Genomic DNA, 22,823 nt, shown 5'->3' with positions numbered 1-22,823 from the left:
GTATAGTGAAAGGATTTTGCATTTTAAATAAACCAAAAGGCATAACCTCTTTTGATGCCATAAAAAAAACAAAAATAATATTAAAGCAAAAAGAAAATATATTAGAAAAAAGAGTAGGACATGCAGGTACATTGGATCCTTTTGCTGACGGAGTATTAATACTAGCATTCGGCAGATATACCAAATTATTTTTCTTATTTGATGATTTAAATAAAGAATATATAGCATCAGGAGTATTCGGAGAAAGCAGGGATACTGATGATATAGAAGGAAATACAATTAAAGTATCAAATAACATTAATAAATTGAGTTTTGAAGAATTAGAAAATATTATAAAAACAAATTTCAAAGGAAATATAATACAAAAACCTCCTATATATAGTGCCAAAAAAATAAATGGCAAAAGAGCTTATGATTTAGCTAGGGATAATAAAAGTTTTGAATTAAAAGATATAAATGTTTTTATAGAAAAAATAGAATTATTAGAATATGATTATCCATATTTCAAAATAAAAACTTCAGTAAGCAAAGGAACTTATATAAGATCTATAATAAGAGATATAGGAGAAATAACAGGAAACTTTGCCTATACAAAAGAATTAAAAAGAGTTTCAATAGGAAATTATAATATTGATATGTCTTGTAATATTGAAGATATAAGTAAAAATAAAATATTGTCATTCTTTGATATGTTTAAAAATTTTGATAAAACAATAATAGAAAATACATCAGATATAAAACAGATATTATGCGGCAATACTAAAACAATAGAAAATATAAAAATAAACAATAAATATATGGCATTAACAGATAATAAAAATAATCTTCTTGCAATAATTGAAAAAAACAACACTGATAAAAATAATAAATATGCTTTTATAGATATTGAATAAATTTACATATTCCAATAATTTAAAACAAATTAACATAATATAAAATCAATATTTGATTTTTTTTGTAATAGGTATATTATATTATTTAATAAAATTCTATAATAAAGGTTTCTATCATATACTATGAATATTTTAGTTATAAACGGTCCTAATACAAATATGTTCGGTGCAGCTCAGACTAAAATTTTTGGAAATATTACATTAGGAGATATTGAAAATAAGATTAAAGAAGCAGCATCAGGCAATGCAAAAGTATCGTTCTTTCAGTCAAATCATGAAGGAGCTATTATAGACAGAATACATAGAGCCTATGATGAAAATATAGAATATATAATAATAAATGCAGGTGCTTATGCCCATACATCTATAGCTATAAGAGATGCTTTTTTGGCAACCAATATACCATTTATAGAAGTTCGTATGAGTAATGTTTATGCAAGAGAAGATTTTAGAAGTAAAAGCTATTTATCAGATATAGCATTGGGTGTAATTACAGGGTTTGGTGATAATAGTTATATATTAGCCCTAGCTCATTTATTATCAATGGAAAAAAGAAATAATAATTAAATATATTACGGAGTTTGAAAATGTGTAAATTAACTTTAACTGAAAGCGGAGAAAATAAAAAATTCAATTATGATGCAAGATTAGAAAGATTATTAAAATTAACAAATGAAAATATTCTTATCACAAAAAATGAAAATATATTCTATCTTACAGGTTTTAAAGGCAGTGCCGGCTGGCTTCTTGTCAGTAATGGCAAAAAATATCTATTTGTAGACTCAAGATATTCTGAGCATGCCTCCAAAGTTACACATAAAACTACTGTTATACTTGTGGCTGTAACTTATCAAGATGCTGTAGCTGAATTCTGTAAAGAAAATAATATTAAAGAAATACATGTCGCTAAAAACGGACTTTATCTTTCTGATTATGAAAGTATAGTTGCTTCTATGGTTAACAATTCAATAAAAATAGCAATAAGTAAGGCTGATATAGACTCCATAAGAAATATAAAAGAAAAAGAAGAAATAAAAATAATAAAAGATAATCTTAACAGAGCAGAAAAAGCAATGACTAAAATGCTTGCATTTGTAAAAGAGGGAGTAACAGAACAGGAATTAGCAGCAGAATTAGAATATCAAATGCGTAAAGAAGGAGGAGATAAAACTGCATTTGATACTATACTGCTTTTTGGCGAAAGAACTTCACTTCCTCATGGAGTACCTTCTGAAAGAAAATTAAAATTAGGCGACAATATACTTATGGACTTCGGATTATCCAGAGACGGATATAAAAGCGATATAACAAGAACTTTCTTCTTCGGCAAAGGAAATAACTTTGAAGAGATGAGTAAAATATATAATATAGTAAAAGAAGCACATCATAAAGGCATAGAAGCAATACATTCAGGAGTGTTAGGAAAAGAAGTTGATAATGCTGCAAGAGAAATAATAAAAAACAAAGGTTACGGTCAGTATTTCGGACATGGATTGGGACATAGTGTAGGACTTGAAATACATGAATCTCCTAGACTTTCACCTCTTGTTGACCATGTTTTAGAAGGCGGATGCGTGGTTACAGTTGAGCCTGGAATATATGTACCAAATTTAGGCGGAGTTAGAATAGAAAACATGGTAATAGTAACTAAAAACGGAGGAGTTTCTATAAATGATACTCCTACAGATTTAATAGTTTTATAAAAATTATATTTAAATAAATAAAAGGCATATAGTTTTCTACATGCCTTTTTTATTAAATTTTTTTAATTAAAATAAATATTCTCCAAATCTAGGACCAAATCTATAGCCTATTTGAATACCTACATCTAAATTTCCATAGTTGTCTCCTGATGAAACACTTGAATCTGATATAGCCTCATTCCATTTAAAGCCCCAATCATAACCTATATAAAGCCCTATATTCAAAGCATTATTATCATCAAAAAAGAAAGAATAATCAAAAGTACCTTTTATATATGTTCTAGGCTCAATTTTAGTTTCTGCCTTTAACTCAGAACTAGAATTTTTTAATGAAGAAGAAGAAGCTAATCCAAATTTTACTCCGGAATTAATACCTATAGAAAATCCTTGTATATTAAATTTAGGATAAAAACCTATATAAATATCATGCACATAACTTTTAAAATTAATATCATTGCCATGCGAATAACTGAATCCCGTAAAACCATATCCCAAAGAACCAAGCAGACTTACTCCCATATTTTCTCTTATATTAAACATATATCCTATATCAGCCTCTACTCCTATTTGGAAATTTCCTCCATTATTAAATTTTGAATATGGTTCATAAATTGTTACGCCTGCCCCTATAGGTACATTTGCTATTATCTCAAATCCACCTATATTGGCATAAGAAATTTGACTTAATAACATCAATAATAAACTTATAAATATTATTTTATATGATTTGAACATAATCATTTCTCCATATAGCTTAACTGATTAGTAACATTATCATAATATTTTATATATTTGTCAAGATCCCTTTCGCATTTCAGTGCTATAAAATTTACTCTTCTGTTTTTGTAAATATCATTAGTATATTTGGGCATTATATCGCTATAAGGGAAAATTTTAACTCTTTTATAAGAAAATCCGTAAGAAAGTATAACATCTCTTATAACACTAGCCCTTCTCTGTGATAATTTGAAGTTAATATCCCCATTGCCTTGACCTATAATATCAGCATGCCCTTCTACAATTAAAATACAGCTTTTATTATTACTCATAAAACTAATAACTTCATTCATAACATATACATAGTCTTCTACATTATAAGGTTTTTCTTCATTTAACCTGTAATATATTTCTTTATCAGTATCAAGCATTGTTCCTATTTGCGTTTCAATCAAATTCATATTACTGCTTGTATTAAATTCATAATTGCAAGGATCTATTTGTTTAGCAGGTCTGTTCCAAGTAAAATATAATCTTCTTTCAGGTATAAAACATGAGATTAAAATAAAAGCAATTAATAAAATAAAAAATATCTTTAAATATCTCATAATACTTTCCTATTAAAACCTTATGTTTATAGGTATAAAAGAGACTGCAAATTGTTTTGTAAATATGCCGTACTCAATAGCAAATGATTGATAAAATATATCAAAATGAAAGCCCACTCTCATATCATAAAGCTGATAAGACATTTTATCCTGAGAATTAGGTATATACAAATCATTAACTGTTATTTCATGCCCAACAATATTAGCATAGCTTCCTATACCATTTACTCCAACTTTTGATTCTAAACTTCCATATATGATATCAGCCCCCAAAGAAAAATAAGCAGCTAAATACTGTATAACAGGCACTTTATCCTGCATTTTAAATCCGAATACTAATTTAGGACTCAAAGCAAAAGTTTTCCACTTTGATTCTAAAAAGGCATTTCCATTGAATACTACACCTGTATCAGTTCCTCCTCCATAACCTAAATAAAGAGGCACATATATATTTCTATTATTGGCAGCCATTTTTAAATTTCCTTCGTCATAATTAAAATCGAATCTTAAATCTCCGAAGAAATATTTAGTTCTAAAAAGATAAGCCTTTAATGAAGCACCTATATTCCAGCCTAGAGATTCTATTTCAACATCATTTACAACAGCACCATAAATCTCTTTAAATCCCAAAGCCATTCCTCCTCTAAGAGTTAAAGCCAAAGGTACAGGTCCTAGATTAACCTGCAAATAAGCATTAATATGAGGTATAGGAAGTATATCCAAAGCATTAGCTAATGAATCATAATCATTTTGAGATGTAGGAGGATTTACTATATCGTTTATATGAAGCAGAGGTACATCACTGTATAAATTAATTCCGAAACTTCCTATAGGCGTGTGCATAGGTATAAGAAGTCCTGTATTATTTCCGGAAGCTGCATTAAAAGCCATTTTATTTTTTAAAGCATTAATAACCACTGTAGCCGTCCCCTGCTGCATATTAGCAACTTCTAAAAATCCTAATGTAGTACCTACTAAAAGTATAACTGATTCATTCGTTGTAGTATCAAGAACTTTTTCAGGATTCTGAGCTATTGTTATAAGCTCGCCTAATGTAAAACTTTTTATACCGTCATCAAAAAGTTGATTCATCTGTTTGCTTTCTGTTAAAATATTCAATGTTTCTTTTGGTATATTATTATACATTCCTGCAGATTCTATATAAGCATTAATAAAAGTTTTATAATCAATAGTTGGAATAATCTGGGAATATAAATTGATGCCTAAAACAATCATCAAAGAAAATATTATATATATTTTTTTCATAAGTAAAACAAAATAAGTATGAATAAATCCATCAATAAAATAATTTTGCATTATATTTGAATATTAATTTAATGCAAGCTAATATAAAAATAAAATTGCATTTAAACAAAAAATTAATAATGATATATTATTTATTAATATTTAAACTCCACAGTATAATGCGTAACAGCATCATCGGGCATAATGTATTCTCTGTTATTCATTAAAATCTCAAGCATATCAGCCCTAGCATCATATTCCATACCAAGAAGAACATCTTTTATATATCCTCCTTGTCCATAATTAGCTGAAGTATCCCAATAAGTTCCGTCCCTATATTCTTTTGCTGTTTTTCTCAAATCATTTATAACAATAGAATATTCTTTAATAGTATTATACATATATTCTATTTGAGTATAGTCTACAAGCTGCACTGCCTTATTATTAATATTAAGCATAACTTTCTCACCGCCGCTCTGCCATACCATTAATTTATCTGTATAATCTATAGGAGTGATAACTGTCCAATCTTCATCTTTATTAGGCTCTTTATCTTTGGTTAAAAACTGATTAAGCCCGGCACTTTTTATATGAGCTTCTGTAATAGTAAAATATTCCTGCCCACTATTATGAGCAGCTCTTATTTCTTCATAAGGAGGTATAGGAACATAATAAGTTTTGTTATTGATTGTATAAGTTTCATAAGAATTGTCAGATTTATAATATCTTCCATTATCTAATCTTACCCAATTAGGCTCTTCAGGAGTTCTTATCCTATTTTGTATATAAGGCAAATCTCCTCCAATATATAATACATTTTTAGCATTATCATAAGCTGAAGAATTAGGCTCTGCTTGCCAGGTTATGCCATCGCTGTTTGACCATATAGTATTATCATTTTCAAATTTTTCATATTTAGGCGTCCATTTATTAATAGAAGGGTCATTTTCATAATATACCATTTCTACTTTTGTAACATATATTTTATCTTTATCATATCGAATATTAAGACTTCTTCTTTGTCCCCAAGGCGTATTAATCTTCTCCCAATTAGAACCTAGAGATGTATCTTTATTTTTATCTATTCTGTAATAAACATTTTTACTTGTTGTAAATGCTCCCTAAATTTCATTTCGGCATCCGCTTGGATTTTGCTCAGAAAAATCTTCTTCTAAACCTATTAAATATATATAATCTTTAAACTCTACAATTTTATAACTGCTAACACCAAATCTTCTTTGAAAGCTAGCATTAGGGTCTGTACTTACAGAAGGAAGAGTTTTATAAACATTATCACTAGATCCCTCCGTTGTCCAATTTATTAAATCTGATGATGTTCTTACTTCATTATCAAAAATTATGCCTGTGCGAAATGAATGATAATTTACTTCACCGTTACAGTCTGTAGTAGTAAAAGAACTTGAAGAATATTAATACTTTCCATAATAATAATCTTCATATAAAACTCTGTTTTCTTCTATGACATTCATTTTTAATAAATGATTATATCCTTTACTATTTTTATCATAAACTACTATATTTCCGCTCTCATCTATTTGAAGTATTATGTCTTAAGCTTTTTTATTTAATGTTTTGCTTTTAGGGTCATAATCATACATATAGTCAGCTAATATATACCATTTTCCTTGATATTTGAACTTTCTTCTAAAACTTCCGAAAACTTCACCGTATTTAGCAGGCACTGGGTTTACATCTATTTTGCTTGGTATTGTGTATTCAGGCAATCTAAAATCTGTTGTAGGAGGTATATGTGTAGGGCTTAAAATATTAACCTTTTTACAGGACATTATTATAACTATTATTAAAATCAATAAAAGGAGTAAAAAATACATTTTCTTATTAATAAAATTCTTTTTCATAATACAATCCTATTACTGCTTGATATGAAATTATTATTACTAAAAAATTTTATGCAAATTTTTTTGATATTTTATAATAGAGAAACTTCATATTATTGGCTTGGCATATAATCAGATATTATTTAATAACAAATCATACCTGCTCGCATTCTATAATATAAATATGATTTTTTCAACTTTTATTCTATATTTTTTGTATACTTATAATTAAGTACAATAATATAATACATCTATTTTATAATAACTCTAATAATAACTAATATTGATTAATTAATATATTTGCTTTATAATATAAAAATACAGTTTCAAAATTATTATATATTAAAAAGAGAAATTTTATTATGCCTAAATTATTAATATCAAGCGATCTTCATCTCAGCCTAGAGGAAAAAGAATATTCTCTTTCTGTGCTGGATGAGATAATAGAATATGCAAAAGATTATGATGCCTTAATGCTTCTTGGCGATACTTTCAATACTTTTGAAGATTTGCAAGGATTAAAAGATGTGTTCTCAAAAAAAATAGAGGATTATCAAAAAGATGTATACTTGCTTAAAGGCAATCATGAGAATTTAAAAGCGAAAGGCATAACATTAAATAAATTAAAATTCCCAGATAATTTAATAGTAATAGAAGATATAACTTTTTTTAATATTGATAACTTGGATATTATAGCACTTCCCTACAGTGAAAAATATATTATAGATAATGATATAAATAAAAAAATAGAAAATCTAAATGCTGATAACAGAATACTAATAGCACATGGAATAGTAGAAGGTACATTGTGGGCTATAGAAGAAAATGAAGAATCAGCAAGCATACCAATAGATATAATAAAAAAAATAGATCCTAATATTGCAGTAGTTGGACATATACATAAACAGATGGAAGTTAATATAGAAAATATAGAAATAATATATACAGGTTCTGCAAGAGTTTGGAGAAGAACTAAATCAGAAATGGGTATAAGAAGATGTTTGGCTATTGATACTGAAAATAATTCAATAAAAAAAACATTTATAAATATCAAAAATGCCGGAATATATAGAGTGTATGAAAGCAACATTTACAATATATCAAATTTAGAACAGAAAGCCTCTGAATGGGACATAAATGATATTATAGATATTAATATTTACGGAATAGCTGAAGATGAGAATGAACTTGAAGAAAAAATAAACAGCATAAAAAATAAATATTCAAAATATGTAAGAGACTTTAATATAAAAACTTCGGATATATTTTTACTTGAAAATGCATATAATGAAAGCATTATAAAAGAGTTTTTATCTATAGCAGATGAATATGAATTTAATACCAATAATGAAGAAGATTTAGAAATAGTTGAAATTGCAAAAAGAATAGGCATAGAAAAACTATATACTGCATTACAAAATAATAAAAGATAATAATTAAAAATATGGAAAATAAAAATGATATTAAATTTAAATAAATTCGGAAAGTTTAAAAATAAATCTTTTGAAATATCAGATAATCTCACATTGTTTTACGGAGAAAATGAATCAGGAAAAACTACTATATTTGATTCTTTGATGTTATTATTTTCAGAAAACAAAAAAACTTCATCATTCGCCAAGCAAATAAAATTGAGATACGGAGATAATATAGATATTAATACCGAACCTGAAATAGATGAAAATATAAAACTTCATCCACAGTCCTATAATAATTTATATTCAATAAGACAAAGCGAAATAATATTTGAAATGTCGGACAGTAAAAAAGACTCTAAGGATTGGGAAAGTGAGATAAAGAAAAAATTATTTGCTTCAGATATAGATGTAGGAAAAATAATATCAGAAATAAAAGCTGAATATTCAGGAAAATCTCAAAATGCAATACCGGCACAATTAAAAAATACAAAATACAGAAATGAAGAAATAGAAGAAGAACTCAGTAACTTATACAGCAAGGCTAATACAGAAGTTAATAAAAAAGATAAATTGAAGGAACTCGATGAATTATTAAAAGAAAGCAGCAATATATTAAAAGAAAAAATTGATAATTACAATAAATTAAATGCATTAAGAGAAGAAAAAAATAAAGCAAAAGAAAAAAATAATTTATTAAATATCAATACAATGATTCATGAATTTAATAAAAAAGATAAATTTATAAATGAAAATATATACCTTCAAAAAGATCATTCAAAAACAATTAATGAACTAAGCGGAAAAATAGATGAAGGCGAAAATAGAATATCATATTTAAAAGGAAAAATAGAATCTCTTCAAAAATCTTCAGAAGAAAAAAATAAAACAGATTATCAAAGCATAATGATAAGAATAGATAAAGCAATAAAAAAAATAGATGAATTAAAAGAAAAAAATAATAAGATACCAAAGATAGTTTTTTTAGCTGCTGTTGTTTTAATATCAGCATTACTTAGTTTATATTTTAAAAATCCATATTGGTTTTTAATCATACTTCCTTCTATACCATTTTTACTCATAAAAGAAGGAAAAAATGACAAGTCTATAAACGATATATTAGACTCGCTTCCGGAACTTGATATAAAAAGTGATAATTTGGAGATGTCAGATTTAAAAGATATGCTGTTAAGAGAATTGGCTAAAATAGAATTGATACTTGAACAAAATAACGATGAAGAATTAGAAAATTATAAAAAAGAATTACAGGAAGCGGCAATTAATTTAGAAAATCATCATAAGGAATTAAATAATTTCTTTGATAAACTTAATGTGAAAAATAAAGAAAATTACTATGAAATAAAAAGCAATTTTGATAATGTATATAAAAGCACTGAAGAGCTATTTAAAAAACTAATGATAGAAGCAAAAAAATTCGGATTTAAAGATATTAAAACTTTAGAAGCTAATTGCAGCAGAATATTAAAAGAGCTTGATGAAAATGGAATTAATCCTGATGATTTTAATGAAATGGAAATGAAAGCATTAGAAAATAAATTAAGAGAGCTTGAAATAGAAATTAATTCTATAAAAGAAAATATGAACAAAGTTATGTCTAATGCCTCATATATTCAAGGAGAACTTAACAGCAGCGATGATGTACATAAAAAAATAATAAATCTTGAAAGTGAGTTTGCAGAAAATAATGAAGAAATAAAAAATTTAAACAAAAAAAAGAAAGCATTAGCACTGCTTGAAAATATGCTCTCAAAAATAAATAAAAAAAATGATGATATATTTAATTCTCTTTCAAATGATGCAGAGCTTTTATACAATCATATAACAGGAAAAAATTTATCTGATGATGTAATTTCAATGTCCGGATTCGATAAAAATAAAATAATGGTAAAAGATAAGAATAATGAAATGAGAAATGTGGAATTATTATCTTCAGCAACAAAAGATGCAGTTTATATAGCTATGCGTCTTTCTATACTTTCAAAAATACATGAAAAAGGAAGATTAATACTATTAGATGACCCTTTTATAACTTTTGATAATAATAGAACAAAAGAAGCATTAGCATTTATAAGAGAATATTCAAAAAAATATAATATTCCTATAGCAATATTTACAAAAGATATATTTATAAGAGATATCATGAAAAATTATAAAGAAGCTATTATACATGAGTTATCTTAATATATTTATTATCTTTAATAGTATTGTATTTTTATCAATTTCTTTATAAAATATACTTAATAATAATATTATACAAGTATTGGCGGAATTATGAAAAAAATAGGCGTATATATAGACTTAGAAAATGTATCGCATTTAAGCTACGAAGTTAATTTTGAACAAATGCTTAATAATATATTTTTATTTTATAAGAATAATTTAAAAGACAAAGAGATAGTTTACTCTATAAAAAAAGCTTATGGCGATGCAAAATCTATAAAAAAATATTCTAAGAAACTAAGGGATATGCATATTGATATTATTTATTCTGTGCCTGTTAATAAAGCAAAAAACATGGCTGATATGATATCATCAATAGATGCATTTGAAGATTTTGTAATAGACAAAAAAATAGATATAGTAATATTTGTAAGCAGAGATGTTGATTATACTGTGGTGATGGATAGACTTTCAAGATACGGTGCTATTGTTGGAATAGTTACAGTATTTGATAATGCTAAAAGAAATATATTCAAAAGCTCATGCAGCCATATATTTAAAATTGAAGATTATAAATCAGCAGAAAAACATGAAAATGAATCTAAAAAAGAAGAAAATAATATTGATAAAATAGAATTTTTAACTTTCTTTTATAATAGAGTATTGGAAATGTACAATATACAAAATACACAAACTGTAAAAATTTCAATATCAGATATATGCAACAAAATCAATGAAGATTTTAATCTTGAAAGAGGAAAAAGTGCCATAGAACAAACACAGTTCAAAAAAATGAAAAATGTTCTTAAATATCTAAATAATAATGGAATAGAAACAGAAACAAATAATGATGATTTTTATATTAATGAAATAAACATATTCAAAAATATAATGTCTAAAATTCTAAATCTAAGCAGCTCTGAAATAAGCGAAAAAAATTTTATATTAGCATTCAAAGAAATAGTTTCTAATTATGAAGAAAATGCTGTTATTTCTCTTGCTAATACAATGAATGAAATTAATAAAAAATTCAAAATAGGAAATAATTCAAGTGCTGTAAAAAATACAAAATTTAAAAAACCAAGTAAATTTATAGATTATATAATTAAAAAAGATATTCCTATTGAACTTACTAATAAAGGAAATGCTTTTATAATGAAAGATAAAAACAAAGTTTTGGAAATATTAGAAAATATATGTAATGAATAGAAAAAATAATACAGAGGTGAAATATGTCAAATATAACAGTTATCGGAATGGGATTAATGGGAGGCTCTTTAATAAAAGCATTAAAACTAAGCAATCAAAATTATCATATATATGCCATAGATACAAATAAAGAAAATATACAATCAGCTTTAAAATACGGATATATTGAAAAAGGATATTTTAATTATGATAATATAAAAGAACTTATTGAATTATCCGACATCATTATGATATGTACACTTCCTTTGATAGCAATAGATATTATTTGTAAATATAAACATTTAATTGATGATAATAAAATACTCTCAGATTTCTGCGGAGTAAAGACTGATATTTTTAATAATACAAAAGATAAAAAATATATAGGTCTTCATACTATGGCAGGAAAAGAAAAGGGAGGATATATTAACTCTTCTGAAACTATATTCAAAAATTCAAATGCTATAATAGTGAATAATGAAAATGCAAATGAAAGCGATATTAAAATAGTAGAAAAACTCTCAAAGGATATAGGCTGTTCTAAAATTATAAGATCAACAGCTGAGAAACATGATGAAATGATAGCTTTTACAAGTCAGCTTATGCATATAATAGCCTGCGGTATTGTTAATCATGATCATTTTTTATCTTCACTTGGTTTTGAGGGAAACAGCTTGGGAGATCATACAAGAGTAGGTACAATAGATTCTAATATGTGGAGCGAATTATTTTTATACAACAGCGATTATTTATACGATGCTTTAGATAAATATATAAAATGCCTAGATGATTTTAAATATGCTTTAAAAGATAAAAACAGAGATGAGTTAAAAAAATTAATGGATAATTCAAATACAATAAAAAATGAATGGATTGAAAGAAAGAAAAAATAAGATTAATTGTATGCCCCCTAAAAATAGGAGGCATAAAAAATAAATGCTTTCTTAAATAATAAAACCGTATATTTAAAAATATGTAAAAAGATATTACTATTTGACATTATAAATAATATTGCTATAATAAAATAATATTATTTATGTAATAATATTAATAATTGCCTCGGATAATAAAAAATGAAAGTTATAAAATTTCTGAAAAGAATCAATAAAGAAAAAGAATTAGATATATCAGAATACAAAAATAGATATGTAGAAACTAAAAAAGATAAACTTAAGTTTGATAAAATACTTCAAAAGTCAGTTTCTATGGGACTAGTAATGAAAAAATCTAATATACTAAAACTTACCAATGAGGGAAGAGTATATTTAGAAAGAGAATTAAGAAAATCATCTGAAAAAGTAAATAGCACATCAGAAAGTAAAAGAGACAGAAGAAATACTAAAAAAGATGAAAAGTCTAGTAAAAAAACAAGCATACCAAAACCAGAAATAAAAGTAGATATTAACAATGCCAAAAAAGACGCCGATATAATAGCAAAAGCCTATAATGTACCAACAGATTTCCCAAAAAAATGCTTGGAAGAGGCAAAACTTTTACCAGACAGTATGGAAAATGTAGAATTAGAGTTTGACAGAATAGATTTGAGAAACATAAAAACTGTAACAATAGACGGAGCAGATTCAAAGGATTTTGACGATGCTATAAGTATAGAAAAATTAAATGACGGATATAAATTAGGCATTCATATTGCTGATGTAAGTCATTTTGTGGTTATGGGAAGTGCTTTAGACAGAGAAGCGAGAAAAAGAGGAAATAGTGTTTATTTGATAGATACAGTTTATCCGATGTTTCCGCATGAACTTTCAAACGGTATATGTTCTTTAAATGAAGGTGTAAGCAGATTTACAATGACGGTATTTGTAACTATAGATAATAAAGGCAATATTAAAGAAAGCACTTTTCATAAAAGCGTTATAAAATCTAGCAGAAGATTAACTTATGACTATGCCCAAGATGTTTTGGACGGCATAGAACAAGATGAAGATTGGCTTGTAGAATTATTAAAAAATGCTGATGATGTAAAAAAAATACTTCTTCAAAAAAGAATAGAAAACGGCAGTATAGAGTTTAATCTAAATGAAACTCAGATAATATTAGATAAGGGAGGAAACCCAAAAGACTTTTTTATCGGTGAGAGAAAAGAAACTCATAAGATAATAGAAGAATTGATGCTTATTGCCAACTGCGAAGTGGCTAAAAAATTAAAAAATATAAAAGGCTCTATTTACAGAGTGCATGACAGTCCTGACATGGAAAAGCTTGATACTTTCACAAGAATAGCATTTAACAGAGGCTACAGACTTACAAAAGATGCAGACGGCAATTTGGATTTTCATTCATTTATACAGTCTATAATGGGAAAGCCAGACGAAAAATTACTTCTTACCCTACTCCTTCGTTCTATGAAACAGGCTATATACGATGTTAATAATATAGGTCATTTCGGTCTTGGTTTTGAATACTACACTCATTTCACTTCGCCTATAAGAAGATATACTGATTTGCTTACTCATAGACTTTTAAAACTTTCATTAGAAGGTATAAATAATTTAAAACCTACTATGCAGCAGTTTTACATTAACTCTGCACAGTGGTGTTCAAAAACAGAAAGAGTTGCAGTTGAATGCGAGAGAAGTTTAGCAAAGGTAAAAGCTGCAAGATTTATGAAAGATAAAGTAGGAAATGAATATAACGGAATAATAAGCGGTGTTACAAATTTTGGAATATTTGTTGAAATAGAAGACAGAGGAATAGAAGGCTTAATAAGATATGCAGTATTAAAATCGCATTACAGATACGATGAAAATGAACAGGCAGCATATAGCGAAGAAGATGCTAAATGGTACACATTAGGAGACAGAATAAGAATAGTAGTTTATAAGGTTGATATTAAAGAATTATTCATTGATTTTATACCAGCAAGCGAATTTGATAATAGTTTTGATGACAGAGATATAATAGACAGCAGGGATTTTTTAAAGAAGAAAAAAAATAAAAAAGAAATATATTCAAGAAAATCTCATAAATCATCTAAAGATAGAAAAAGAGGATCAAAAGACAGAAGAGATAGAAAAAAGAAATCAAAAAAGAGAAGATAATATTTAATTAATTGATATAAAAGGCTTTCTTAAATATAATAAGTTAAGCCTTTTATTTATTATATAAATACATCATAGCAGTAAGCACAGCACCTCCCAAATTTCTAGCCTTATCAGAAATGGTAAAACAATTATTATATTCAGATTTTCTAGGATCAATATCCGCTATTTTTAAGCCCTTATGCACTTTAAAACCATCTTTTATGATGCCTCTCAAAAGACCGTCAAAACTAGCAAGCACTTCTATTTTTTGGTTATTATTGTTTATATATGCTATAACTTCTTTTTCTCTTACAAAATCGCCTATATTTTTTATGTTTTCAATAATACCATCAGCACTTGCATGTATTACCCTTTCAGACTCTTTTCCGCCTATATTTCCCGGTATTCCTGTGTTTGGTATTGCCTCGCCTTTGGTATACATTCTTCCAAGATTATGACCTCGCATAGTTTCTATAACAATATCACAGTCTTTACCAGCTGTAAACCCGGGACCTAATGCTATAGTATATTTTGCCATAGATTTATTAGTACCTAAATTCTTTTTGGCTATTATCGCATCAATTAAAAATACAGGCTCAACATGATTTAATATTTCACAATTAGGATCAATAAGAATAGGTATCTTACTATAATTTTTATCTGCAACTATATTAAGAGCTTCTTCATAGCTTTTCACTAAAACAGCTTCAATATCTTCAACTCTGCTTACACCATCATAAACAGCCTCAGATAAGGCTACTTTTCTTCTAATTGAAGAGGGGTATTGTGTTTCTAATAATATAATCTTAAAATGAGCCTTATATAAAGAATACACAATACCAGTAGCTAAATCTCCAGCCCCTCTTATAATTACAAGTTCATCATTAAATAAACTCATAATAAATTATTTTGAATAAGGAGTATTTTTAAGCGGAAGTTCTGTTTGGAACTCACCATTAAATTTGTAATATGCTAAAGCAACAGCAGGAGCAGTAGGTATACTAGAAATCTCGCCTATACCAGTAGCTCCGTAACCATAAGGAACACCTGGTTTTTCTATAATTATACTTTCTACATCAGGAGTTTTATCAGCTCTGAATAATCCTAATGTACCAAATTTCACTTTAGGCACGCAATTTTCAAGCGGGAATTTTTCTGTAAGAGCATAACCCAAAGACATAACAACACCGCCTTCAATCTGACCTTCCAAAGCTATAGGGTTAATAGCCCTTCCTATATCATGGGCTGCTATAACTTTATTTATACTTCCATCATCATTAAGAATACATACTTGAGTAGCATAACTATAAGCAACATGCGAAATAGGATATTCCTTATCAACACCCATTTTATCAGTTATAGTAAGCCATTCACCATAAAACTCTTTGCCTTCCAAATCTTTTAAAGTTTTTCCTTTATCAAGCTCTTTTTTAAGATCCTCACATGCTCTTTTACAAGCCTCACCTGTAATGAGTGTCTGCCTTGATCCTGAAGTAGTACCAGAATCTGGAGAGGTAGCTGTATTAGGCTGATGAACTATTATCTCATCATCATTCAAATCAAGAGTCTCTCCTGCTATCTGATAAAGTACGGTAGCAATACCCTGCCCTATGCAAGAAGCAGCAGAATATACATGTACTTTTTCATTTTCTACAACCACACGAACTCTTCCTGTATCTGGAAGTCCCATACCAACACCAGAGTTTTTAAATCCGCATGCTATGCCTACATTTTTATTATTATAAAATTCATCTTTAACAGCTTCTAAAGTTTCAATAAGACCTGTAGCCTCATCAGCTATTTGATAATTAGGAAGTATCTGACCAGGACGAATAGCATTTCTATATCTTATCTCCCAAGGATCCAAACCGCACATCTCAGCAAGTAAGTTTATATTCATTTCTGTAGCAAAACAAGATTGAGGAACACCAAAACCTCTAAATGGTCCTGTAGGAGGATTATTAGTATAGAAAGATTTACCTTCTATATCTATAACCTGATAATTATAAGGACCAGCAGCATGAGTACAAGCTCTTTGAAGTACAGGACCAGATAAAGAAGCATAAGCACCTGCATCCGTAATTAAAGTAGCTTTCATAGCAGTAAGTATACCATTTTCATCACAGGCAGTTGTCATATCTATACTCATAGGGTGGCGTTTAGGATGCCAATTAATACTTTCCTGTCTTGTAAGTTTAAACTTAACAGGTCTCTTTGTTCTGTATGCCATTATTGCAGCATAATGCTGAACACTCATATCTTCCTTACCGCCGAAACCACCGCCTACATATTTATTTTCTACTACAACCTTATCAGGCTCTATTCCCAAAGCCATAGAAACTTCTCTTTTAGTATCATATACACTTTGATCGCTTGAATATATAAAAATTCCGTCTTCATTAAAAGGCATAGCAATAGCAACTTCAGCTTCCATAAAGGCATGCTCTGTCCAAGGTAGTTCATAATGCCTTGTAACTTTATATTTTGATTTTGCTATTACCTCATCAGCATTTCCTTTAACTAATCTTTCATGAGTAAGTAAATTGCTTTCTCGCTCTTCATGAACTAAAGGAGCATCTGCTTTCATAGCCTCTTCTGGATTTTTCACTAAAGGAAGCTCTTCATATTCTACTTTTACTAAATCCCTAGCCTTTTTAGCAGTGTCTTCATCTTCTGCAACAATCAAAGCTAGTCCATCAGCTATAAATCTTGTAACTTCGCCCTCACCTATAAGCACGTCCCAGTCATGGAAAATATGACCTATTTTTTTAGCACCCGGTAAATCTTTAGCTGTTATAACATCAACTACACCTTTTAATGCTTTTGCTTCGCTTATATCTATTTTTAATATTTTGGCTCTAGGATATTTAGTTCTAACAGCAACACCATAAAGCATACCATCTATTTCAACATCGTCGCAGTATTCACCTGTACCTAAAGCTTTTTCCTTAGCATCTACTCTTGCAATATTTCTGTCGCCTAATTTTACCTTTCCTTTATAATCTTTAACATCAATGTTTTCTCTTATCATTTTAGCTGCTAATTCTACAGCATCAATGATTTTTTTGTATCCTGTACATCTGCAAATATTATTTTTTATAGCCGCAGTTATTTCAGTTCTTGTAGGATTATTATTTTTATCTATCAATCCCTTAGCACATATAACCATACCCGGTATACAGAATCCGCATTGAACAGCACCGCATACAGCAAAAGCATAAGAATAAACATCTTTTTCTCTTTGAGTAAATCCTTCTATAGTCTGAACACTTTTTCCCTGAAGTCTTCCTATAGTTTGTATACATGCTTTAGTTGGTTTTCCATCTATCAAAACAGTACAAGTTCCGCAAGCTCCTTCAGAACATCCGTCTTTCACAGATTTGCACTTGCAGTCATTTCTAAGAACATCCATTAATTTTCTGTCTGAGTCAAAACTCATTTCTTTGCCATTGATAATAATATTGACATTCTCTCCCATATAAAATACCTCCGTTTTTTAATTACAAAACAAACATAACAATGAAATTATATATCTCACTGTTATGTTACATGATAATCAATATAAATTCAATTATTTTAATATTAAATATTTATAATTATTAAATACACTATCTACTATAGTGTAAACACCATTTTTATTTCCGCCAACTTTATAAGATTCTTCTTTTCCGTCTATTCTAAGTTTAGCATTACCATCTTTATCTAAGAATAAGAAACCATCATTTTTAGAATCTTTCATATCTGCCTCAGTAGCAAATAATGTAAACTTATCTTTATAAGGAGCAGAACTATAAGGACAGAATGTTTCACAGTTTCCGCATTCATTACACATATAATCAACATGTATAATCTGTGATATTTTAGCATGTCCGTCAACTTTAACTGATATATTCGCTCTGTTAGGACAAACCTCAGCACAGCTTTCGCATATATAGTCGCATGTTAAACATCTGTTAGCTTCAGGTTCTTTTGATACTTCTTTCAAATTACCTTTTTTGCTGTAAGAAATCTCTTCAGTAGAAACAGAAGGCAAATCAGGAGCAACTGCTTTTCCCAATATAGCTTCAGAAAGAACTTTAGCATCTCTTATAGCCTCAACTATAGTAGCAGCCCCGTAAAGTCCGTCTCCAGCTATATAAACATTTTTGAGAGATGATTCATTGTTGGAATTGCATTTTGGTCTTCCTCTGTCATCAACTTCTATGCCGTTAGATTTATAGAACTCAGACTCAATCTGCTCTCCTATAGAAGCTATAACTGTACTTGCAGGAACTTCTACTGTTTCATTAGTTTCAACAACATTTCTTCTTCCTTTTTCATCGTAATCTGATAATTCCATTTTCTTACATAAAAGTTTTCCGTTTTCAACTTTAACAGGTGCTAATAATTCCATAAACTCAACACCGTCTTCTAAAGCCTCTTTAAGCTCTTCTTCTAAAGCAGGCATATATCTTTTAGTTCTTCTATAAACTAGTCTTACATTTTTAACACCTTTATTTTTCTTAGCAGCACGGGCAGCATCCATAGCAGTATTACCGCCTCCTATAACTACTACATCTTCTCCTAAATTAACATTTCCGTTAGTTTTATTGAACTCTTCTAAGAATTTAAGTGCATTGATAGATTCTCCAGCTTCAAGTTTCAAAGGCATGTTTTTATGAGCACCTATACAAACAACAGTATAATCATAATTTTTAGCAAACTCTTTTATATCTTTTATCTCTTTTCCAAGTTCAAATTTTACTCCCATTTGTGTGCATAAACTCACATCATTTCCAATCTCTTCAGCTGTTATTCTAAAATTAGGTATAATATTAGAAACAACTCCGCCAGCTTTTTCCCTCTTATCAAATACTGTAACTTCTACCCCAGCACGAGCCAAGAAGAATGCCGCAGAAAGTCCAGCAGGTCCAGCCCCTATAATACCAGCTTTTTTTCCTATAGGAGCAGCAGGTTTTAAAGTGGATATAACATTTTTATAACCAGCTCTGGCAGCATCTAATTTGCATGCTCTTATACTTACAGGCTCTTCATAGAATTGTCTAGTACAAGTATCCATACAAGTATGAGGACATAATATACCTGTGGCAAAAGGCATAGCATTTTTTTCTATAATAACTTTGAAAGATTCATCATATTTGCCTTCAGCATTAAGTCTTATATAAGTAGTGAGGTCTTGATTTATAGGGCAAGTTTCCATACAAGGTGCAGTATAGCAGTCTACTAAAGGTACTTTTTTCTTAATTTTTCTGCTTGCAAGAGGTTTAATAGGTTTAATATGATGTTTATCTCTTTTGCTTGCTTCAACTATTTTTTCAGCTTTAGAAACATCAACTTTTGTAAATGGTTTATATTCTTTAAGATTTTTAGCTATTTGTTCTGTTCTTTGATAACCGCCTGTTTTTAATAAAGTAGTAGCGATGGTTACAGGCCAAATTCCTGCATCTATAACATCATTAATATTGAAATAATCACATCCGCCAGAGTATGATATTCTTAATTTTCCGTCAAAATCTTTACTCAATCTTGAAGCAACTGTCATAGAAAGAGGGAATAAAGATTTTCCAGACATATACATCTCTTCAGAAGGAAGTTCTTTCTGCTTAACATCCACTGGGAATGTATTAGTAATTTTAACCCCAAATAAAAGAGAATTATCAGAAGCCAATTTTTGAAGTCTTTGAAGCATTGGAACTGCATCGCTGTACTGCAAATCGTCTTTAAAGTGAAAATCGGTAAATGATATATAATCATAACCCATTTCATCTAAAGTCTTTCTAGCATATTCATAACCCAAAAGTGTAGGATTGCATTTAACAAAAGTATTTAATTTTTTTTCTGTGATTAAATAAGAAGCGATTTTTTCTATTTCAGTAGGAGGACAGCCATGAAGAGTAGATAAAGTAACGGAATTACATACATCAGCATTAATTTTATCAATATCTTCTTTTTTGAAGTTTTTGAATCTGTCAATATTATCATTAAGCCACTGTATACATTCTTTAAATATAGGAGTATTAGAAGCGTCTTTTAAGCCTTCAATAAAATTATCAATCTTTTCTAGTTTAATGCCTTCATAATCATATCCTACAGACATATTAAACTGAAAACCGTCCATATCTCCTAAGTCCCATTCTTTAGCTATAACTTTTAAAACCACCCAAGCCTTAACATACTCATCAAAAGCCTGAGGTACATAAAGCTCTGTTGACCATTCGCAGTTATAACATTCATCATTAGCAGCTATACAAGGCTTAGCAACGCATTTGCTTAATTCCTCTCCGTCCATTTTCTGCACCGTTTTAAGCTCAAAGAATCTGCTTCCTGTATAGTATGCAGCTATTATGTTCTGTGCTAACTGAGTATGAGGTCCTGCAGCTGGTCCTATTGGTGTTTCTAATTTTCTTCCAAAAATTTCATAATATTTAGATTTATCAGCTTTAAAAGCTCTTGAAATACCAAATACTTTACCTGTCTTTTTCTCTTCCAAAACCCAATTCATAAGATTTCCGAAAGGAATGGGTGTCATTACATCGCTCATATATTATTCCTCCAATTAATTTTACTGTTTATCAAAACATTAAAGAATTCTATATAAAATTAATTATATAGAACTCACAAATGTTAATTTATTATTTTATTTATTAATCTGTTTCCAAAGTTTATCAGATTCTTCTCTTATTTTAGCATAAGCAGCTTCTTCATCTATTTTTGTAAGTTTTCTGTCTCTCATTAATACTTCTCCGTTACAAACAGTAGTATTAACATGTCCGCCGTTCATGCCAAATAATATATGTCCGTTAATATTTTTATCGCTTAATTCTGTATAGTTTTTATAATCCATTATAATAACATCAGCAGCAGCTCCTTCTTTTAGTACGCCTAGAGGAGTTTCAAAATAACGGTTAGCTATTTTAGCATTATTTTCAAAAAGCATCTGAGGTATTTCTCCCCAAGCAGCATTAGGATTGCATAGATTATGTTTATGAAGAACATTAGCTACTTTGTATGATTCTGTCATATCATGAGTATATCCGTCAGTACCCAAACCTGTTAATATACCCTTTTTCATTAATTCCATAGTAGGAGGACATCCGCATGCATTACCCATATTGGATTCTGGATTATGAGAAGTCATAGTATCAGTATCTTTTATCAAGTCCATTTCATGAGGATTAATATATATACAGTGAACAAGTATAGTCTTAGGACCTAAAACTTTGAAATCATAAAGTCTGTCAACTATTCTTTTTCCATGATCTTTAAGACAGGCATGTAAATCTTCTATACCCTCTGCAACATGTATATGACAGCCTATGCCTTCAGGTAAATCTTTCATACATGCTTCCATAGTTTTATCGGAAATAGTAAAAGAGGCATGCATACCCATCATACCTTTAATCATATCGGTTTTATCAGCCATAGCATGCTTAATAAAATCAAGATTTTCTTTAACAGAAGCCTTAGATTTAGCCTCTCCGTCCCTATCAGAAACCTCATAGCAAAGACAAGAACGAACGCCCATAATTTTAGCAGCCTCTTCTATGGCAAATAAAGAACCTTCAATATGTCCGAAACTAGCATGATGGTCAAATACTGTAGTAACTCCATTTTTAATAGATTCTATATAAGTAGCCATAGCACTTTGTTTTGTTTGCTCTAAAGTAAGATTTCTGTCTATAGTCCACCACATTCCGTCTAATATTTCTAAAAAGCCTTTAGGATTATAGCCATTTATACTAAAGCCCCTAGCCATAGCAGAGTAAATATGTTCATGTACATTTATAAATGCCGGCATGATTATTCCGCCTTTAGCATCTATATATTCAGCATCTTTATATTTAGCTTTCAAATCCGAAGTTTTTCCCACTTCTTTTATTAACCTTCCATCGCAAAGAACAGCACCATCTTCTATAAATGCTTTAGCTGAATCTCTTGTGATTAATTTTCCTCCGCCTATTAACAGCATAAAT

The 22,823-nt window shown here is 28.8% G+C and carries 15 protein-coding genes and 1 pseudogene; 8 read left to right on the top strand and 8 right to left on the bottom strand.

From position 1 onward, the window contains the following. Positions 1–5 precede the first annotated feature (5 nt). From truB to A966_RS09545, 3 genes are all read left to right on the top strand, one after another. The gene (gene truB / locus A966_RS09555; RefSeq protein ID WP_008724998.1) at positions 6–893 is read left to right on the top strand and encodes a tRNA pseudouridine(55) synthase TruB; all 888 of its coding nucleotides are present in this window, start codon (positions 6–8) and stop codon (positions 891–893) included. A 123-nt stretch (positions 894–1,016) separates the two neighbouring features. Beyond that, the gene (gene aroQ, locus A966_RS09550) at positions 1,017–1,460 is read left to right on the top strand and encodes a type II 3-dehydroquinate dehydratase (protein WP_008724996.1); all 444 of its coding nucleotides are present in this window, start codon (positions 1,017–1,019) and stop codon (positions 1,458–1,460) included. Positions 1,461–1,480: 20 nt separating this feature from the next. Further along, positions 1,481–2,596, top strand: coding sequence for a M24 family metallopeptidase (locus A966_RS09545; protein WP_008724994.1), 1,116 nt, complete (start codon positions 1,481–1,483; stop codon positions 2,594–2,596). 66 nt (positions 2,597–2,662) lie between these two features. Here A966_RS09545 and A966_RS09540 read toward each other — a convergent pair whose 3' ends face one another. The 4 genes and pseudogenes from A966_RS09540 to A966_RS14065 form a co-directional block, all read right to left on the bottom strand. Beyond that, positions 2,663–3,331, bottom strand: a complete 669-nt coding sequence (locus tag A966_RS09540; RefSeq protein WP_008724993.1) for a hypothetical protein — start codon at positions 3,329–3,331, stop codon at positions 2,663–2,665. A gap of 2 nt (positions 3,332–3,333) precedes the next feature. After that, positions 3,334–3,921, bottom strand: a complete 588-nt coding sequence (locus A966_RS09535) for an OmpA family protein (RefSeq protein ID WP_008724991.1) — start codon at positions 3,919–3,921, stop codon at positions 3,334–3,336. A gap of 12 nt (positions 3,922–3,933) precedes the next feature. After that, entirely contained in the window at positions 3,934–5,187 is a 1,254-nt protein-coding gene (locus A966_RS09530; RefSeq protein WP_039955632.1) for a hypothetical protein, read from the bottom strand. 134 nt (positions 5,188–5,321) lie between these two features. Then, positions 5,322–7,046: pseudogene (locus tag A966_RS14065) on the bottom strand (hypothetical protein). 341 nt (positions 7,047–7,387) lie between these two features. Here A966_RS14065 and A966_RS09520 point away from each other — a divergent pair. The 5 genes from A966_RS09520 (at position 7,388) to A966_RS09500 (ending at position 14,868) form a co-directional block, all read left to right on the top strand. After that, positions 7,388–8,458: a metallophosphoesterase family protein gene (locus A966_RS09520; RefSeq protein WP_008724987.1), complete on the top strand. Its 1,071-nt coding sequence runs from the start codon at positions 7,388–7,390 to the stop codon at positions 8,456–8,458. Positions 8,459–8,482: 24 nt separating this feature from the next. Continuing rightward, positions 8,483–10,642 carry an ATP-binding protein gene (locus tag A966_RS09515; RefSeq protein WP_008724985.1) on the top strand — a complete coding sequence of 720 codons (2,160 nt, stop codon included), beginning with the start codon at positions 8,483–8,485 and terminating at the stop codon, positions 10,640–10,642. A 90-nt stretch (positions 10,643–10,732) separates the two neighbouring features. After that, positions 10,733–11,830, top strand: a complete 1,098-nt coding sequence (locus tag A966_RS09510; protein ID WP_008724983.1) for an NYN domain-containing protein — start codon at positions 10,733–10,735, stop codon at positions 11,828–11,830. Between the two features lie 23 nt (positions 11,831–11,853). Then, positions 11,854–12,702: a prephenate dehydrogenase gene (locus A966_RS09505; protein WP_008724981.1), complete on the top strand. Its 849-nt coding sequence runs from the start codon at positions 11,854–11,856 to the stop codon at positions 12,700–12,702. Between the two features lie 180 nt (positions 12,703–12,882). Beyond that, positions 12,883–14,868, top strand: a complete 1,986-nt coding sequence (locus A966_RS09500) for a ribonuclease R family protein (protein WP_008724978.1) — start codon at positions 12,883–12,885, stop codon at positions 14,866–14,868. A gap of 52 nt (positions 14,869–14,920) precedes the next feature. Here the strand turns inward: A966_RS09500 and yqeB are convergent, their stop codons facing one another. The 4 genes from yqeB to ssnA all read right to left on the bottom strand — a co-directional run bounded on the left by yqeB (position 14,921) and on the right by ssnA (position 22,819). Next, positions 14,921–15,748 (bottom strand): selenium-dependent molybdenum cofactor biosynthesis protein YqeB, encoded by an 828-nt coding sequence (yqeB, locus tag A966_RS09495; RefSeq protein WP_008724976.1) that lies wholly within the window; start codon positions 15,746–15,748, stop codon positions 14,921–14,923. 6 nt (positions 15,749–15,754) lie between these two features. After that, positions 15,755–18,328 carry a selenium-dependent xanthine dehydrogenase gene (gene xdh, locus A966_RS09490; RefSeq protein WP_008724974.1) on the bottom strand — a complete coding sequence of 858 codons (2,574 nt, stop codon included), beginning with the start codon at positions 18,326–18,328 and terminating at the stop codon, positions 15,755–15,757. A 93-nt stretch (positions 18,329–18,421) separates the two neighbouring features. Further along, entirely contained in the window at positions 18,422–21,391 is a 2,970-nt protein-coding gene (gene ygfK, locus A966_RS09485; protein WP_008724973.1) for a putative selenate reductase subunit YgfK, read from the bottom strand. A 96-nt stretch (positions 21,392–21,487) separates the two neighbouring features. After that, positions 21,488–22,819 carry a putative aminohydrolase SsnA gene (ssnA, locus tag A966_RS09480; RefSeq protein ID WP_008724971.1) on the bottom strand — a complete coding sequence of 444 codons (1,332 nt, stop codon included), beginning with the start codon at positions 22,817–22,819 and terminating at the stop codon, positions 21,488–21,490. Between the last annotated feature and the right edge of the window lie 4 nt (positions 22,820–22,823).

Source organism: Brachyspira hampsonii 30446 (genome assembly GCF_000316195.1).
GTDB lineage: Bacteria > Spirochaetota > Brachyspiria > Brachyspirales > Brachyspiraceae > Brachyspira > Brachyspira hampsonii_C.
This window is presented reverse-complemented; position numbering and strand designations above follow the sequence as displayed.

Excerpts from the sequence above, each read along its gene's own strand:
- aroQ (WP_008724996.1), top strand. The coding sequence starts at position 1,017 with ATGAATATTTTAGTTATAAACGGTCCTAATACAAATATGTTCGGTGCA.
- A966_RS09545 (WP_008724994.1), top strand. The coding sequence starts at position 1,481 with ATGTGTAAATTAACTTTAACTGAAAGCGGAGAAAATAAAAAATTCAAT.
- A966_RS09540 (WP_008724993.1), bottom strand. The coding sequence starts at position 3,331 with ATGTTCAAATCATATAAAATAATATTTATAAGTTTATTATTGATGTTA.
- A966_RS09535 (WP_008724991.1), bottom strand. The coding sequence starts at position 3,921 with ATGAGATATTTAAAGATATTTTTTATTTTATTAATTGCTTTTATTTTA.
- A966_RS09530 (WP_039955632.1), bottom strand. The coding sequence starts at position 5,187 with ATGAAAAAAATATATATAATATTTTCTTTGATGATTGTTTTAGGCATC.
- A966_RS09520 (WP_008724987.1), top strand. The coding sequence starts at position 7,388 with ATGCCTAAATTATTAATATCAAGCGATCTTCATCTCAGCCTAGAGGAA.
- A966_RS09515 (WP_008724985.1), top strand. The coding sequence starts at position 8,483 with ATGATATTAAATTTAAATAAATTCGGAAAGTTTAAAAATAAATCTTTT.
- A966_RS09510 (WP_008724983.1), top strand. The coding sequence starts at position 10,733 with ATGAAAAAAATAGGCGTATATATAGACTTAGAAAATGTATCGCATTTA.
- A966_RS09505 (WP_008724981.1), top strand. The coding sequence starts at position 11,854 with ATGTCAAATATAACAGTTATCGGAATGGGATTAATGGGAGGCTCTTTA.
- A966_RS09500 (WP_008724978.1), top strand. The coding sequence starts at position 12,883 with ATGAAAGTTATAAAATTTCTGAAAAGAATCAATAAAGAAAAAGAATTA.
- yqeB (WP_008724976.1), bottom strand. The coding sequence starts at position 15,748 with ATGAGTTTATTTAATGATGAACTTGTAATTATAAGAGGGGCTGGAGAT.
- xdh (WP_008724974.1), bottom strand. The coding sequence starts at position 18,328 with ATGGGAGAGAATGTCAATATTATTATCAATGGCAAAGAAATGAGTTTT.
- ygfK (WP_008724973.1), bottom strand. The coding sequence starts at position 21,391 with ATGAGCGATGTAATGACACCCATTCCTTTCGGAAATCTTATGAATTGG.
- ssnA (WP_008724971.1), bottom strand. The coding sequence starts at position 22,819 with ATGCTGTTAATAGGCGGAGGAAAATTAATCACAAGAGATTCAGCTAAA.